The 15,225-nt window shown below is 64.6% G+C and carries 14 protein-coding genes and 2 rRNA genes (1 of these 16 only partly in view); 10 read left to right on the top strand and 6 right to left on the bottom strand.

Annotation, left to right across the window (positions count from 1 at the left end; translation table 11 throughout):
* The first annotated feature begins 218 nt into the window (after window positions 1–218).
* From IGS68_RS02790 to IGS68_RS02765, 6 genes are all read left to right on the top strand, one after another.
* Window positions 219–1,112: a branched-chain amino acid ABC transporter permease gene (locus IGS68_RS02790; RefSeq protein ID WP_201077151.1), complete on the top strand. Its 894-nt coding sequence runs from the start codon at window positions 219–221 to the stop codon at window positions 1,110–1,112.
* Window positions 1,113–1,128: 16 nt separating this feature from the next.
* On the top strand, window positions 1,129–2,196 hold the full coding sequence (locus IGS68_RS02785) for a branched-chain amino acid ABC transporter permease (protein WP_201077149.1): 1,068 nt from the start codon (window positions 1,129–1,131) through the stop codon (window positions 2,194–2,196).
* A 76-nt stretch (window positions 2,197–2,272) separates the two neighbouring features.
* Window positions 2,273–3,541, top strand: a complete 1,269-nt coding sequence (locus IGS68_RS02780) for an ABC transporter substrate-binding protein (protein WP_371821902.1) — start codon at window positions 2,273–2,275, stop codon at window positions 3,539–3,541.
* A 133-nt stretch (window positions 3,542–3,674) separates the two neighbouring features.
* Window positions 3,675–4,457: an ABC transporter ATP-binding protein gene (locus IGS68_RS02775; RefSeq protein WP_201081028.1), complete on the top strand. Its 783-nt coding sequence runs from the start codon at window positions 3,675–3,677 to the stop codon at window positions 4,455–4,457.
* Window positions 4,458–4,466: 9 nt separating this feature from the next.
* Complete coding sequence (locus IGS68_RS02770) at window positions 4,467–4,787, top strand: hypothetical protein (protein WP_201077145.1); 321 nt, start codon at window positions 4,467–4,469, stop codon at window positions 4,785–4,787.
* A gap of 38 nt (window positions 4,788–4,825) precedes the next feature.
* The gene (locus tag IGS68_RS02765; protein ID WP_201077144.1) at window positions 4,826–5,299 is read left to right on the top strand and encodes a hypothetical protein; all 474 of its coding nucleotides are present in this window, start codon (window positions 4,826–4,828) and stop codon (window positions 5,297–5,299) included.
* A gap of 5 nt (window positions 5,300–5,304) precedes the next feature.
* On the opposite strand, the gene IGS68_RS02760 is transcribed toward IGS68_RS02765, so the two are convergent.
* Complete coding sequence (locus IGS68_RS02760) at window positions 5,305–5,541, bottom strand: hypothetical protein (protein WP_201077143.1); 237 nt, start codon at window positions 5,539–5,541, stop codon at window positions 5,305–5,307.
* Between the two features lie 155 nt (window positions 5,542–5,696).
* On the opposite strand from IGS68_RS02760, the gene IGS68_RS02755 reads away from it, so the two are divergent.
* The 3 genes from IGS68_RS02755 (at window position 5,697) to IGS68_RS02745 (ending at window position 9,857) form a co-directional block, all read left to right on the top strand.
* Complete coding sequence (locus IGS68_RS02755) at window positions 5,697–6,932, top strand: phenylacetate--CoA ligase family protein (protein WP_201077142.1); 1,236 nt, start codon at window positions 5,697–5,699, stop codon at window positions 6,930–6,932.
* A gap of 89 nt (window positions 6,933–7,021) precedes the next feature.
* Complete coding sequence (locus IGS68_RS02750) at window positions 7,022–9,325, top strand: histidine kinase dimerization/phosphoacceptor domain -containing protein (protein WP_201077141.1); 2,304 nt, start codon at window positions 7,022–7,024, stop codon at window positions 9,323–9,325.
* 7 nt (window positions 9,326–9,332) lie between these two features.
* Window positions 9,333–9,857 (top strand): response regulator, encoded by a 525-nt coding sequence (locus IGS68_RS02745; protein WP_201077140.1) that lies wholly within the window; start codon window positions 9,333–9,335, stop codon window positions 9,855–9,857.
* A 160-nt stretch (window positions 9,858–10,017) separates the two neighbouring features.
* Here the strand turns inward: IGS68_RS02745 and mtnA are convergent, their stop codons facing one another.
* The 3 genes from mtnA to IGS68_RS02730 form a co-directional block, all read right to left on the bottom strand.
* Window positions 10,018–11,106 carry an S-methyl-5-thioribose-1-phosphate isomerase gene (gene mtnA / locus IGS68_RS02740; protein WP_201077139.1) on the bottom strand — a complete coding sequence of 363 codons (1,089 nt, stop codon included), beginning with the start codon at window positions 11,104–11,106 and terminating at the stop codon, window positions 10,018–10,020.
* Window positions 11,107–11,149: 43 nt separating this feature from the next.
* Window positions 11,150–11,482, bottom strand: a complete 333-nt coding sequence (locus IGS68_RS02735) for a hypothetical protein (protein WP_201077137.1) — start codon at window positions 11,480–11,482, stop codon at window positions 11,150–11,152.
* A gap of 71 nt (window positions 11,483–11,553) precedes the next feature.
* Complete coding sequence (locus IGS68_RS02730; RefSeq protein ID WP_201077135.1) at window positions 11,554–12,159, bottom strand: transcriptional regulator; 606 nt, start codon at window positions 12,157–12,159, stop codon at window positions 11,554–11,556.
* Window positions 12,160–12,553: 394 nt separating this feature from the next.
* Here IGS68_RS02730 and IGS68_RS02725 point away from each other — a divergent pair, with 394 nt between their 5' ends.
* Window positions 12,554–13,153, top strand: coding sequence for a phasin family protein (locus tag IGS68_RS02725; RefSeq protein WP_201077134.1), 600 nt, complete (start codon window positions 12,554–12,556; stop codon window positions 13,151–13,153).
* 124 nt (window positions 13,154–13,277) lie between these two features.
* Here the strand turns inward: IGS68_RS02725 and rrf are convergent.
* Window positions 13,278–13,392 (bottom strand): 5S ribosomal RNA (gene rrf, locus IGS68_RS02720).
* A gap of 105 nt (window positions 13,393–13,497) precedes the next feature.
* A 23S ribosomal RNA gene (locus tag IGS68_RS02715) occupies window positions 13,498–15,225 on the bottom strand (it continues 1,036 nt past the right edge of the window).

Here is a 15,225-nt window from a genome sequence, read left to right as displayed (position 1 = left end):
GATGGAAATCCGCCAGATCCTGACGTCGAGCCACAGGAGAATGGATGCCTTTCTCATCCTTCCACTCCTGAGTTGGCCGGCCGGGCCTATTCCCGGCCGGCACCTCGGACCGTACCCCATACGATAGAGTTCTTCGATAGCGCGCGTGCGGCGATAGTGTCGCAACCGATCGCGCGCGATTCCAAAAACAAGAATGCGGCTCGGGAGGGAACCTCGCCATGAACTGGGACCTGCTGTTCCAGCTCGTCGTCAACGGCATCATCGTCGGCGCGCTGTACGGCGTCGTGGCCATGTCGTTCGTGCTGATCTACAAGGCGAGCCAGGTGGTCAACTTCGCCCAGGGCGAGTTCCTGCTGATCGGAGCCTGGGCCTGCTGGTGGCTGCTGACCACATACCAGATCCCCTTCGTGTGGGGCTTCCTGATCACGCTGGCCTTCATGATGGCGTTCGGCGTCATCCTCCAGGTCGTCGTGCTGCGGCCCATGATCGGGGAGCCGATCATCTCGGTGATCATGGTCACCATCGGGCTGTCGATCTTCTTCCAGGCGCTGATGAAGTGGATGTTCGGCGTGTTCGCCAAGCCCTTCCCGCCGATCTTCGAGACCCAGTCGGTCAGCGTCTTCGGGCTCCAGGTGCAGAGCGTCTACCTGATGAGCCTGATCATCTCGGTGATCATCATGGCCGGGTTCGGCTACTTCTTCAAATTCTCGAAGATGGGCCTCGCCATGCGGGCGACCGCGTTCAACCAGCAGGTGGCGCAGTCGCTGGGCATCTCGGTGCGCAACGTCTTCGCGCTGAGCTGGGCGATCTCCGCCATGGTGTCGGCGGTGGCCGGCGTGGTGGTCGGCACGGTCAACGGCGTGTCGTCGGCGCTCTCCTTCTTCGGCATCAAGGTGTTCCCGGCGGTCATCCTGGGCGGGCTGGACAGCATCGTCGGCGCGGTGATCGGCGGGCTGATCGTCGGGCTGCTGGAGAACGTGGCGCACTTCTTCGACAGCCAGTTCCTCAACTGGGGAAACATGTACGAGATCGCGCCCTTCTACGTCCTGATCATCATCCTGATGATCAAGCCCTACGGGCTGTTCGGCACCAAAGACATCGAACGCGTCTGAGCGGAGCGCCCGAGACATGACGACCCTGATTCCCTGCGGCGACTTCAAGACGACCTACTCCGCCGACACGACCATCTTCCCGACCACCACCAGCCGCAACATGGTGATCCTGGGCATCGCGGTGCTGTGCCTGGCGCCGCTGGTGATGGACCGGTACCTGCTGAGCCTGCTGATCCAGATCGGATACCTGGGCATCGCGGCGCTGGGGCTGAACATCCTGGTCGGGTTCACCGGCCAGATCTCGATCGGGCACGCGGCCTTCTTCGGGTTCGGGGCCTTCAGCTCCGCCTGGCTGGTGTCGAACTTCGGCGTGCCGGTGTTCTTCGCGATCCCGCTGGCCGGCGTCATGACGACGGCGGTCGGCATGGTGTTCGGCCTGCCGGCTGCCCGTCTGAAGGGGCTCTACCTGGCGATCGCCACGCTGGCGGCGCAGTTCATCCTGCAGGACTTCTTCGCCCGGGCCTCCTGGTTCTCGGGCGGGGTAGCCGGCACGCTGACCGAGCCCTTCTCGATCTTCGGGGTCACCTTCGACACCGACGAGAGCTATTTCTACGTGGTGCTGGCCTATGTGGTCGTGATGTACATCCTCGGCACCAACCTGATGCGCACCCGCGACGGCCGGGCGCTGGTGGCGGTGCGGGACCATTACCTCTCGGCGGAGATGATGGGCATCAACCTGACCAAGTACCGGACCCTGTCGTTCGGCATCTCGGCCTTCTATGCCGGAATCGGCGGCGCGCTCTACGCCCACTATCTCCAGTTCGTCTCGGTCGAGGGTTTCACGATCCTGTTCTCGATCCAGTTCCTGGGCATGATCATCATCGGTGGCCTGGGCTCCATCATGGGATCGCTGATGGGCACGGCCTTCATGGTGCTGCTTCCGGAAAGCATGCAGTGGCTGACCGACGCGCTGGCCGGAAGCGCCATCGACCGGGCGCTGGACCTGAGCAACAGCCTCGCCTTCCTGCGCGAGATGGCGATCGGCGCCGTCATCATCCTGTTCCTGATCTTCGAGCCGGACGGGCTGGCCCACCGGTGGCACCAGGTCAAGGCGTACTGGAAGCTCTATCCGTTCTCCCACTGACCGGGCCCGGACAACCGAAATCAACAACCATAATCAACAACCACAAGAAGAGTATGAGGAGGCTGACCCCATGAACATGAAGAGCGTCATCCTGGCCGCGACCGCGGCGATCGCCCTGGCTTCCCCGGCCTTGGCCCAGGTCAAGGTCGGGCACCTGGCCGACTACAGCGGCGCCACGTCCGACGTGGGCGTCCCGTTCGGCCAGGGCGTGGCCGACGCGCTGGCCTACATCAACAAGACCGGCGGCGCCGGCGGGACCCAGATGGGCGTAGAGACCTTCGACTACGGCTATCAGGTCCCGCGCGCCATCTCGCAGTACAAGAAATGGTCCGGCCGCGACAAGGTCGTGGCGATCCAGGGCTGGGGCACGGCCGATACCGAGGCGCTGATCACCTTCATCGCCAAGGACGAGATCCCCTACTTCTCCGGCTCCTACGCCGGGCAGCTGACCGATCCCAACGGGTCGGGCGAGAAGTCGACCAAGGCGGCGCCGTTCAACTTCTTCTACGGCCCGTCCTACTCGGACTCGCTGCGCGCCATGCTGCAATGGGCGGCGGAGGACTGGAAGGCCCAGGGCGGCTCGGGCAAGCCCAAATACGTCCACATGGGCGCCAACCACCCCTACCCCAACGCGCCCAAGGAAGCCGGCGAGGAGCTGGCGAAGGAGCTGGGCTTCGAGGTGCTTCCCGCCGTCCAGTTCGCGCTGACGCCGGGCGACTACACCGCCCAGTGCCTGACGCTGAAGGACAGCGGCGCCAATTATGCCTACCTCGGCAATACGGCGGGATCGAACATCTCGGTGCTGCGGGCCTGCGACACGGTCGGCGCCAAGGTGCAGTTCATGGGCAATGTCTGGGGCATGGACGAGAACGCCATGAAGGCCGCCGGCAAGGCCGCCGACGGCGTGGTCTTCCCGGTCCGCACCGGCGTGGTGTGGGGCGGCGAGGCGCCGGGCATGCAGACGGTCCGGGAAATCTCCAAGGTCTCCGACGCGTCGGGCAACGCCTATCGCCCCGTCCACTACATCAGCGGCATCTGCTCCGCCTACTATATGAAGGAGGCGATGGAGTGGGCCGCCAAGAACGGCGGCATCACCGGCGCCAACATCAAGCAGGGCATGTACCAGAAGAAGGACTGGGTGCCGGCCGGCATGGAGGGCGTTTGCGTCCCCTCGACCTGGACGCCGGACGACCACCGCGGCACCACCACCGTGGCGATCTACCGCGCCAAGGTCGGCGGCGCCACCGAGGCTTCGGTGGACGAACTGGTGAAGGCGGGAACGATCAAGCTGGAGAAGGTCACCAGCGTCGACCTGCCGCGCAAGAAGGAATGGCTGGGCTGGTAAGCCGCATCCGGCCCGACCTCCGCCGGGACGGCCCGTCCGTCCCGGCCTCCTTCACTTCTGGATTGAGGCCATGACCGCCGTCATCGACGCCAACACCGCCCCCACCCCGGCCGCAGCCGCGGGCAAGCCGGCCCTGCTTTCCGTCAACAATATCGAGGTCGTCTACAGCGACGTCATCCTGGTCCTGCGCGGCCTGAGCCTCCAGGTGCCGGAAGGCGAGATCGTGGCCCTGCTGGGCGCCAACGGGGCCGGCAAGTCCACGACGCTGAAGGCCATATCCGGCCTGCTGAAGACCGAGGACGGCGCGGTCACCCGAGGCGACATCAGCTTCAGGGGTGAGCGGATCAACGGAATCGATCCGGACCAGATCGTCCGCCGCGGCATCTTCCAGGTGATGGAGGGCCGCCGCATCGTCTCCGACATGACCTGCCTGGAGAATCTCCGCCTCGGCGCCTTCACCAGGCGCGACAAGGGGGTCAAGCAGGACATCGAGATGGTCTACGAGTATTTCCCGCGCTTGAAGGAGCGGACCGGCCTGGCGGGCTATCTCTCGGGCGGCGAGCAGCAGATGCTGGCGATCGGCCGCGCGCTGATGGCGCGGCCCAAGCTGATCCTGATGGACGAGCCCTCCATGGGCCTGTCGCCGCTGCTGGTGAAGGAGGTCTTCTCGATCATCCGCCAGATCAACCGCGACCTGGGCGTCACCATCCTGCTGGTCGAGCAGAACGCCCGCATGGCGCTCCACGCCGCCAGCTACGGCTACATCATGGAGTCAGGCAAGGTCGTGCTCGACGGCACGGCGGAGGAACTGGTCAACAACGAGGACGTGAAGGAATTCTACCTCGGCGGCGGGGGCGAGGAACGGCGCAGCTTCAAGAACCTGAAGAGCTACAAACGCCGCAAGAGATGGCTGTAGCGAGGCATCATGACACCAGCCCTTGATGACGGCCTTCCCGCATGCTATACCTCTTTCGATTTTGCAGCCTGCGATTCGCGGGCCGCGACTCTTGATGGAACGACTGACGTGACACCGGACAACCCTACGCTGGAAGAAGCCTTGCGCGACTTCGACGACGGCCTTGAAAATCCGGAACTCAACGCAGTCTGGGACTGGCGTTTGCCCAACGATGCGCCTGCGTTCAGCATCGATGAGTATCGGGAATTCCTTGAGTCGTCATCGACCGAGTATGGCGAGTTGATCCGCACCGCCATTGAACAGATGGGCAAGCGCGGAGCGGCCCGTTGAGCGATGGGGAAGGCATCCTACGCCGACCCGATGAGGTCATGCGGGACAAGTTCACGGCCATCAAGCTGACCTACGACTTCCTGCGGGAGCAGATCTGGCTTCCTCATGGGCTGACGGGATTGTCGCTCAACCATACGATCCTGATCGATGTCGTAAGGCTCTATTGGGAGGACCTGAGCCGCTTCAAGGAGTTTCACCGGATCAAGCGCGCAGAGGAACCGAAGCAGGCGAGCTTTTCCCTGAAATGGATCATCAAGCTGCGCCCGGTTGTCTTCTTGGGAACACCGAACAAGGCGGCGCACCGCGATTACCTTCTCCTGAACGAAATGCTGGGGCTGACCGTGGCGCTCCAGGTCCTGAAGATCCCCGGACCGCGGATTTCACCGGACACTTTCGAAGCGACCTTGTACACGCTCAGGCACGGCAGCTTCGAGGAGGACCATTTCCTCCTCTGGTGCGACCTGCTGTGGCGGCTGCAAAGCATGAAGGTACCGCTTCAGAAGGCGCTCTGAACCATTCAGTCCGCGCACTCCGCCTGACCGTACAGCTCCTGCCCGGCCAGCCAGCGGCGCTGGAAGGTGGCGGCGTCGTCGGGATGCTGGAACTCCAGGCCGAACTTGCGGCGGCCCAGCCCGTCGGTCGTGTTGAAGCTGAGGAAGCGGCCGGTGATGCTCTGCTCGGCCCATTGCAGGATGGCCTTGCGGGTCGGAAGGTCGGGGACTTCCGAAAACTGAACCGTCGTCCAATCTCCCATGGCACCCTCCGACATGTGACCACAACCTAGTGTGGAACCATACGATCAACCCGGGATCACGGTAAAGAGAAAACAGGTGCGACTTTATGAATAGTATGCGACACCCCGGTAATAGGCAGCGCTCGTAAAGCTTTCATCGAATAAGAGGGCACCCGATGGCCAACAGCTTCCATGACGATCTGGAGACCCGCTCGGCCGACGAAAGGGAGGCGTCGCTGCTGGCGGCCTTGCCGGAACAGATCCACTTGGCCCAGCGCCGTGCCCCCGCCTATGGGCGCATCCTGGGCGGCATCGACGCCATGGCGGTGACGACCTGGGAAAGCCTGGCCTCCCTGCCGGTCACCCGCAAGTCGGACCTGACCGAGCTTCAGGGCCGGGAGCCTCCGTTCGGCGGGTTCAGCGCGGTGGCTCCGGGCGAACTCGCCCGCATCTTCGCGTCGCCCGGCCCGATCTTCGATCCGGAAGCCCGCCGGACGGATTACTGGCGCTTCGCGCGGGCGCTGTTCGCCACGGGGTTTCGCGCCGGCGACGTGCTGCACAACTGCTTCTCCTATCACTTCACCCCGGCCGGCTCGATGTTCGAGAGCGGAGCCCACGCGCTCGGCTGCGCGGTGTTTCCCGCCGGTACCGGCAATACGGAACTGCAGGTCCAGGCGATCGCCGGCGTCCGGCCTACGGGCTACGCCGGTACGCCCGACTACCTGAAGGTCATCCTGGAAAAGGCCGACGAACTGGGGGTCGACCTGTCGTTCCTGCGGCTCGGCCATGTCACCGGCGGCGCGTTCATGCCGGACGTCAAGCGCTTCTACCGGGACCGCGGCCTGGAGGTCTTCCAGAGCTACGGCACCGCCGACCTGGGCCTGGTCGCCTACGAGACCGCCGCCCGCGACGGCCTGGTGCTGGACGAGCACGTGATCGTCGAGATCGTGCGTCCCGGCACCGGCGACCCGGTGGCCGAGGGCGAGGTCGGCGAGATCGTCGTGACAGTGCTCAACCGCGATTATCCGCTGGTGCGCTTCGCGACGGGCGACCTGTCCGCCTTCATGCCCGGCACCAGCCCGTGCGGGCGGACCAACCGGCGCATCCGCGGCTGGATGGGCCGCGCCGACCAGACCACCAAGGTCAAGGGCATGTTCGTCCATGCCGGGCAGGTCGCCGAGGTCCTGAAGCGGCACCCGGAATGCCGGCGCGGCCGCCTTATGGTCGACCGGGCGGAGGGTACCGACATCATGACCCTGAAGGTGGAGGCGCCGTCCGACGCCGACGCCGGCTCGATCGCGGCCAGCCTCGCCGCCGTGACCAAGCTGAAGGGCGCCGTGGAGATCGTGGAGCCCGGCAGCCTGCCCAACGACGGCAAGATGATCGACGATCTGCGCAAGTACGAGGGGTAGGCCTTTGGACAGAGCGGACGCCTTGGTTTGAACATTGAGGTGCATGGCGTGTTATTGTAAATCGCGCTTAGAACCCTGTCCGGATGAGCATGTACTCCTCTCACCGCCCTGAAGCTTCCGGTGCCGCCAGCCGGCCTTCCCCTGAACTCGACCGGAACGGAGCCCGTACCCTGGTCGAACGGCTGGCATCCGCAGAGGGTGTCGACCTGACCCCATGCGAACGCGAGCCGATCCACATTCCGGGCGCGATCCAGCCACACGGTGCCCTGCTGGCGCTGAACCCCGCGGACCTGTCGCTGGCCGTCTACAGCGCCAACGCGCCGAACCTGTTCGGCGTGCCGCCGGGCGAGTTGCGCCACCGGCCGCTGGTGGAACTGGCCGGCGCCGACCTGGTGGGCCGGATCCGCGAAGCCCAGGGCGCGGGCGATCTGGACGGAGCGAACCCCCTGCGCCTTGCCGCGGCCCTGCCGGGGGGCGGCGCTCCCCTGGACTATGCGGTCCATGCCCACGGCGGGTTCGTGATCGTCGAGGCGGAGCCGGCCGGCGATCGCGACGCGGTCCCCGCCATGCTGCCGCGCACCATGGTGCGCCTGCGCGACGTCAGGTCGCTCGCGGAGTTGGGCCGTCTGACGGTGACGGCGATCCGCGACCTGACCGGACTGGAGCGGGTGCTGATCTACCGGTTCGACCCGGAGTGGAACGGGGAGGCCATCGCCGAGGACAAGGCCGCCGATCTGGAGCACTCCCTGCTGGGCCTGCACTTCCCGGAGTCGGACATCCCGCGCCAGGCGCGGGAGCTCTATGCGCGCAACCACAGCCGCTTCGTCCCGGACCGCGACTCCGACCGGGTGCCGCTGCTGTCGGTGGGTTCGCGCGACGGGGCGCAACCGCTGGACCTGACCTTCGCCCGGCTGCGCGCGCTGTCGCCGGTCCACCTGGAGTATCACCGCAACCTGGGCGTCAACGGCTCCATGTCGGTTTCGGTGATGAAGCACGGGCGGCTCTGGGGGCTGGTGATCGGGCACCACCGCGAGCCGCTGCTGATACCTCCGGGCGTCCGGACCGCGGTCACCCTGCTGGTCGACGCCTTCGCCATGCGATTGACCGAGGTGGAAACGACCGCCGACTGGGACGAACGCCAAGCCCATGTGGAGATCCACGCCCGGCTGTTGGAGCAGATGGCCGGCGCCGACGATTTCGCGGCGGCGCTGACCCATGGACCGGTGACGCTGGCCCGCCTGTTCGACGCGGGCGGCGCCGCGGTGATCCGCGACGGGCAGGTCCAGCTCGTCGGCGAAACGCCTCCGCCCGAAACCGTCCTGGAGATGGCCGAGGCGCTGCGCCGTCGATCGGACAGCGGGCACCCGGTCGGGACGGACCATATCGCCGGCATCTCTCCCCGGTTCGCGGAGCATTCGAACATAGCCAGCGGCGCGCTGGCGGTATTCCTGGGACCCGACCTCGCGAACGCGCTGATGTGGTTCCGGCCGGAAGTGACCAGGACGATCGCCTGGGGCGGCGACCCGAACAAGCCGGTCAGCGTGGACGCGGAGAAGACCCGCATCCTGCCACGCCGCTCGTTCGAGCGCTGGACCGAGCGGATGCGCTGCTATTCCCAGCCATGGCCGTCCTGGACGCTGGAGATCGCCCACAGCCTGGGCCACGCGATCGACGAAGTGATCGTCCGCCACCAGCGCAAGCTGGCCGAACTCAACGCCAAGCTCCGCGAGATCGAGGCGCTGGCGGCCGAGAAGGACGGGCTGCTGGTCCAGAAGGATATGCTGATGCGGGAGGTGAACCACCGCGTCAAGAACAGCCTCCACATGATCGCCAGCCTGCTCTCTCTCCAGGGCGACGGGATCGACGATCCGGATACGAGACGCCAGTTCGCCGATGCCCACAACCGGGTGTCCACGGTCGCACAGTTGCACCAGCGGCTCTACCAGACCGACAAGCTGCAAAGCGTCGAGTTCGACCAGTACCTGTATGGGCTGTGCGACGATTTGTCGAACTTCATGCTGTCGGAAGGCGAGGAGTATCAGCTGCAGGTCGATGCGGACCCCGCCGAGCTGTCGACCGACCGCGCGATCCCCCTGGCCCTGATCGTGAACGAATTGGTCACCAACGCCTTCAAGTACGCCTATCCGCCCGGAGCGGACGGCACGATCCGGGTTTCCTTCACCCGGCAGGAGGGGGGCGGGTATCTGCTGACCGTGGCCGACCACGGCGTCGGACTGCCTGGCGATTTCGAGCCGTTGAACGGCGGCCTGGGAATGACCATAGTCAGTTCGCTATCGCTCCAGTTGGCGGCCAAGTTCTCCTACGGTGCGACCGACGAGGCGGGAGGCGCTCGATTTACCGTTTCCCTGCCGCCTACTAGACATGATACGTGAGCGTACCTTGGCAACCACACGCTTCAAGCGGGGGTTCGAACTGATGCAGCCGGCGATCGACTATCGGGTCAGCGGACTGGGCAGCCTGGGCGGCGGCTCCACGCCGCCCGTTGCCGGGCGGAACGACGGCAGCCGGAAAGCCGGCACGGGGCTCCAGTTGCTGCTGGTCGAGGACGAGGCGATAACGGCGCTGGCCTTGAAGCGTCTGGTGGCGCGGCTGGGCTATGGCGTGTGCGGCGTGACGGCGACGGCCGAGGACGCCATCCGTCTTGCCGGAGAAGTCCTTCCCGACATCATCCTGATGGATATCCGGCTGGCCGGTGAGAAGGACGGCATCTGGGCGGCGCGGGAGATCAGGACCCGGTTCGGCATCGGCTCGATCTTCATGACCGCCAACAACGATCCGGCGACCCGCGCGCGGGCCGAGGGAGCCCTGCCGCTGGGCTTCATGGACAAGCCCTATTCGCCCATGACGGTGAAGACCGCGCTCCGCACCGCGGCCGAGCATCTGGGACCGATGACCCGGAACTGATGCTCCGGCATCGACGGTGGGCGCCGACGAGGGATGTCGGGGTCAGGCCGCCGTTTCCCGCAAGCTCTCCAGAGTTTCGACGTCGAAGGGAACTGGCGGCCTGACCCCGATATCCCGCCCCCGGCCGATCAACGTCCGAAACTCCGCGACTTCCGGCGCTTCAGGATGCGGGGAACAGGCTCAGCAGACCCTCGCGCGAGGCCGGGCAGACGCCGCGTTCGGTGATCAGCCCGGTGACGAGCCGCGCCGGGGTGACGTCGAAGGCGTAGTTGGCGACCGGGCTGCCTTCCGGCGTGATGGTCACCGTCTCGATCCTTCCGTCCGCCGTGCGGCCGGTCAGGGCCGAGACTTCGGATCCCTCCCGCTGCTCGATCGGGATCTGCCTGACGCCGTCGTCGATGGTCCAGTCTATGGTCGGGGACGGCAGCGCCACGTAGAACGGAACGCCGTTGTCGTGCGCCGCGAGGGCCTTCAGGTAGGTCCCGATCTTGTTGCAGACATCGCCGCTGGCGGTGGTCCGGTCGGTTCCGGTGATGCACAGATCGACCATGCCATGCTGCATCAGGTGGCCGCCGACATTATCGACCACGACCGTGTGCGGCACGCCGTGATGGTTCAGTTCCCAGGCGGTCAAGCTGGCGCCCTGGTTGCGCGGCCGGGTCTCGTCGACCCAGACATGCAGGCGGATACCTTCCTCGAACGCTTTGTAGATGGGAGACAGCGCCGTGCCCCAGTCCACCGTGGCGAGCCATCCGGCGTTGCAGTGGGTCAGGACGTTGACCACCCTGCCACCGGCCTTCCGCGCAGCCTGCCGGATCAGGTCGGCGCCGTGGGTGCCGATCGACTCGTTGAACGCCGCGTCCTCGTCGCACAGGGCGGCGGCCTCCGCATAGGCGGCCACGGCGCGGTCGGCGGGAGCCAGTTCGGCGAGACGCCTGCGCATCCTCTCCAGCGCCCAGCGCAGGTTGACCGCGGTCGGACGGGTCGCCAGCAGGCGGTCGGAAGCCCGGGACAGGGACTGGTCGTCCGGCGCCTCGCGGGCCGCCAGGGCCATGCCGTAGGCCGCTGTCGCCCCGATCAGCGGCGCGCCGCGCACCAGCATCGCGCGGATGGCATGCGCCGCCTCCTCGACCGTCGTCAGGCGGGCGATCGCGAAGTCATGGGGAAGGCGCGTCTGGTCGATGATCTCCACCGACCAGCCGTCGTCGGCAAGCCAGATCGTCCGGTATGGTCTGCCGTCGATTTTCATTTCCGTCCCCTCCCCCGTGACTTCGCGCCATTCCGACCAGAGGTCAGGCGTCGATCAACCCGCGGTCCCGGGCAAGCAGCATGATGCCCACGTCGCGCCAGCACCCGACAAGCTCGGTCTTGCCGTTGTTTCCATCGCCCGGGTCGCGGCGGACATCGTAACCGCGCTCCAGGCAGAATTCGACGACCTTCTCGCGCCCGACCTGACTGTCGAAATCATCGGCCGCTTGTTCCCAGGCGTCGCTGGCGCAGTCCGGACAAGCCGAGAAGAGGTCCTTCAGGACCCGTTCCAACCGCTCCTCGTAGGCCGCGCTGAACCGGTCCAGACCGGGGTCTTCAAGCTCCTGGGTATGTTCCGCAACCCGAATGACCTGCATGCGTTCTTTCCTCGTACCATCAACAAAGCTCGGATCACCGGCAAGAACGGGACGGGGTCGGATTTGTTTCCTCAGACTTTGTGCGGCTGGGCCGAACGCAGTTCATGATAGCGTCTGATGAAGGCGGCCATGGCATCGTCGGGGCCGAGGGGCACGATGGGGTCGGGAGCCGGGGCAGGAAGATCCCGCCAGTTGACCCGATGGGGAGCGCAGAGGTCCCGCAGTTCCGTCGCCAGGCTGCGCTGGTCGGCGAGCTTCACGGCGTCGTGCTGGGGGTGACTGAAACCGAAGCGGGCGGCGAGCGCCGCCTTCAGCGGCTCGATGGCGGCCTTGATGGCATCGCGGCCGATGCGGACCTTCCACGGCGTCGGCCAGTCGCCGGTGAAAGCCTCCTCACTGTCGTGCATCAGGGCCTCGTACTCGAACCCTTGGGGCGCCAGCTCGCTCGCCAGGACGCAGTGCTGGGCGACGCTGTAGAAGGCCCGGGTATTGCCGACGAACCGGCATTGGTAGGCCAGCGGCCGGGCGATGTCCTCGATCTCGAAACGGCTGAAATCCGGTTGCTCCAGATCCAGGGTGCGGCCCGAATAAGTGAGCATCACCGCCGTGGCTTCGGGGATGTCGAGCAGGTCGAGCTGGTCGGGATCGGATGAGCGTCTCGGACGGCGCGTCGTCATGGCATGAACCTTCAGCGGATGGATGCCCCCAGGCTAACCGTTCGGGGTTTCCAGGCCAACGGTGGATGGGAGACATTCCGAACCGCGGAGCCTGGACCGAAAACCGGGATATTTGTGGAAAATGTTCTTCCGGTTTCGACAGTCGGCATGACGGCAGGCTCTCGGTCATCAAAAGGATAATCTTCCGATTTCCGGCGAATGACGATGTACCGCAAGTCTATACAAATCGATATATTAACATATGAGCCCAGTTTGTCACACGAGGACTGCTCCAATATTCTCATCGGGCTGCACGAGTCATGATAATCTGGCGTCGCCACCCGGATACAGCCGCGTATACCGGGCCGCCAATGCCCAAGAAACGCAGAAAATCAACCGGCTAAGGAGTGAGGAGATGGCTGCGGATAAGGAAAGCGCTGCGACCGTCGCAGAGGCCGAGGAGACAAGGATAATCGACGCATCGAGGAACACGCTCCGATCCGTGAAAGAGGCGGGGAAGGAAGCGGGTGACAAATCGATGGAATCCGCGATCCAACTGGTCGAGGAATCGACCGCCCGGATCGGCAGGATGCTCGATTTTTCGCTGCGGGTGTCCGAGGAAGCCACGAGGCAGGCCACCTTCAACATGGACGTGCTGATGAGATGCGGAACCATCGTGACGGAGGGCTGGCAAGCCATCCTGCATGAATGGATCGACACGACGCGCGAGACCGCTCAGAAGAACATGAGCGACCTGGAAGAACTGATGAATTGCCGGTCCGTCGATGCGCTTCTGTCATGCCAGAGCAGCATCCTCCGGAACCGGATCGAAACCCTGCATGACAGCAATGTCCGAATCTCCGAAGTGTCCACGCAGGTCGCGAGCGACACGGCGAAACGGATCAGCGAACTGACGAGCAGCATCGGCAACGGCCTGTCCGTGATGGACGAAGCCGGCCGGAACCTGCGCAAGGCCGGCGAGGAAATGTCCCGGATCGACCAAAGCGCGGATTGACGCGGCAACCCGAATCCTCGAACGACATCAGCGCCGCCCGGGTAACCGGGCGGCGCTGAGCGTATCCTGCATGGGAGAATTCGTGACGGTTTGCTTGTCCTTGAAGCGCACGGGCGATTGGTGGACCTGGCAGCGACCTACTCTCCCACGTCTTGAGACGCAGTACCATTGGCGCGGAGGGTTTTCACGGCCGAGTTCGGGATGGGATCGGGTGCGGGCCCCTCGCTATGACCACCAGGTCGACCAAGCGCCCGGGTGCTTCGAGGTAAGTGATGAGGATGTGTGATGCGTCTTCGACGGATGCTTGTTGTGCGGGCTTGCTGCTGCGCATGACGCGCGCAGTCGGGATCAAGCCGGTCGAGCGATTAGTAAGGCTTAGCTTCACGCGTTGCCGCGCTTCCACACGCCTCCTATCGACGGGATGGTCTGTCCCGGCTCTAAGGGGAGTGCTTGTTTCGAGGGGGGTTTCCCGCTTAGATGCTTTCAGCGGTTATCCCGTCCGCACTTAGCTACCCGGCGATGCGGCTGGCGCCACAACCGGTACACCAGAGGTGCGTCCATCCCGGTCCTCTCGTACTAGGGACAGCGCCTCTCAGCACTCCGACACCCACGGCAGATAGGGACCGAACTGTCTCACGACGTTCTAAACCCAGCTCACGTACCACTTTAATCGGCGAACAGCCGAACCCTTGGGACCTGCTCCAGCCCCAGGATGTGATGAGCCGACATCGAGGTGCCAAACCTCCCCGTCGATGTGGACTCTTGGGGGAGATCAGCCTGTTATCCCCGGCGTACCTTTTATCCGTTGAGCGATGGCCCTTCCACGCGGGACCACCGGATCACTATGGCCGACTTTCGTCTCTGCTCGACTTGTCGGTCTCGCAGTCAGGCTGGCTTATGCCATTGCACTCGTCGAGCGATTTCCGACCGCTCTGAGCCAACCTTCGCGCGCCTCCGTTACTCTTTGGGAGGCGACCGCCCCAGTCAAACTCCCCGCCATGCAGGGTCCCGGCTCCCGGTTCAGGGAGCGCGGTTAGATGCCAGAGATCCCAAGGGTGGTATTTCAAGGATGGCTCCGCGCAAGCTGGCGCCTGCGGTTCATAGCCTCCCACCTATCCTACACATGGGAACCCTGGCACCACTGCAAAGCTGGAGTAAAGGTGCACGGGGTCTTTCCGTCTGACCGCGGGTACTCCGCATCTTCACGGAGAATTCAATTTCGCTGAGTTGGTGTTGGAGACAGCGGGGAAGTCGTTACGCCATTCGTGCAGGTCGGAACTTACCCGACAAGGAATTTCGCTACCTTAGGACCGTTATAGTTACGGCCGCCGTTTACCGGGGCTTCAGTTCGGAGCTTGCACCCCTCCCTTTAACCTTCCGGCACCGGGCAGGCGTCAGACCCTATACGTCGTCATGCCAGACTTCGCAGAGCCCTGTGTTTTTAGTAAACAGTCGCCACCCCCTGGTCTGTGCCCCCCGCCCCGCTTGCGCGGGAACGGGGCCCTCTTCTCCCGAAGTTACGAGGGTAATTTGCCGAGTTCCTTCAACACCATTCTCTCAAGCGCCTGGGTATGCTCTACCTGTCCACCTGTGTCGGTTTCGGGTACGGTCTGTATGGCAGGGCTGTTTCCAGGAACCCCTCCAGCGCACGGCCAATCCGATAAGGCCGTACGCACTTCGGGATTCGTCACCTCTGCCAGGCCCTGGAATATTAACCAGGTTCCCATCGACTACGCCTTTCGGCCTCGCCTTAGGGGCCGGCTCACCCTGCGCGGATTAACCGTGCGCAGGAACCCTTGGACTTCCGGCGAGAGTGTTTCTCACACTCTTTGTCGCTACTCATGTCAGCATTCTCACTTCCGATACCTCCAGATGGCCTCGCGGACATCCTTCGCAGGCTTACGGAACGCTCCGCTACCGCGCTGGGATCGAAGATCCCGGCACCCGCAGCTTCGGTGGGTGGCTTGAGCCCCGGTACATTTTCGGCGCAGGCCGGCTTGTCTAGACCAGTGAGCTATTACGCTTTCTTTAAAGGATGGCTGCTTCTAAGCCAACCTCCTGGTTGTCATGGC

The organism is Skermanella sp. TT6 (assembly GCF_016653635.2).
Lineage (GTDB): Bacteria > Pseudomonadota > Alphaproteobacteria > Azospirillales > Azospirillaceae > Skermanella > Skermanella cutis.
Note: the sequence above shows the minus strand (reverse complement) of the source record. Positions and strands in the feature narration are given on the sequence as shown.

Bases quoted from the DNA above. Each gene is read 5' to 3' on its own strand.
- IGS68_RS02790 (WP_201077151.1), top strand. From the start codon at position 219: ATGAACTGGGACCTGCTGTTCCAGCTCGTCGTCAACGGCATCATCGTC.
- IGS68_RS02785 (WP_201077149.1), top strand. From the start codon at position 1,129: ATGACGACCCTGATTCCCTGCGGCGACTTCAAGACGACCTACTCCGCC.
- IGS68_RS02780 (WP_371821902.1), top strand. From the start codon at position 2,273: ATGAAGAGCGTCATCCTGGCCGCGACCGCGGCGATCGCCCTGGCTTCC.
- IGS68_RS02770 (WP_201077145.1), top strand. From the start codon at position 4,467: ATGACACCAGCCCTTGATGACGGCCTTCCCGCATGCTATACCTCTTTC.
- IGS68_RS02765 (WP_201077144.1), top strand. From the start codon at position 4,826: ATGCGGGACAAGTTCACGGCCATCAAGCTGACCTACGACTTCCTGCGG.
- IGS68_RS02760 (WP_201077143.1), bottom strand. From the start codon at position 5,541: ATGGGAGATTGGACGACGGTTCAGTTTTCGGAAGTCCCCGACCTTCCG.
- IGS68_RS02755 (WP_201077142.1), top strand. From the start codon at position 5,697: ATGGCCAACAGCTTCCATGACGATCTGGAGACCCGCTCGGCCGACGAA.
- IGS68_RS02750 (WP_201077141.1), top strand. From the start codon at position 7,022: ATGTACTCCTCTCACCGCCCTGAAGCTTCCGGTGCCGCCAGCCGGCCT.
- mtnA (WP_201077139.1), bottom strand. From the start codon at position 11,106: ATGAAAATCGACGGCAGACCATACCGGACGATCTGGCTTGCCGACGAC.
- IGS68_RS02735 (WP_201077137.1), bottom strand. From the start codon at position 11,482: ATGCAGGTCATTCGGGTTGCGGAACATACCCAGGAGCTTGAAGACCCC.
- IGS68_RS02730 (WP_201077135.1), bottom strand. From the start codon at position 12,159: ATGACGACGCGCCGTCCGAGACGCTCATCCGATCCCGACCAGCTCGAC.
- IGS68_RS02725 (WP_201077134.1), top strand. From the start codon at position 12,554: ATGGCTGCGGATAAGGAAAGCGCTGCGACCGTCGCAGAGGCCGAGGAG.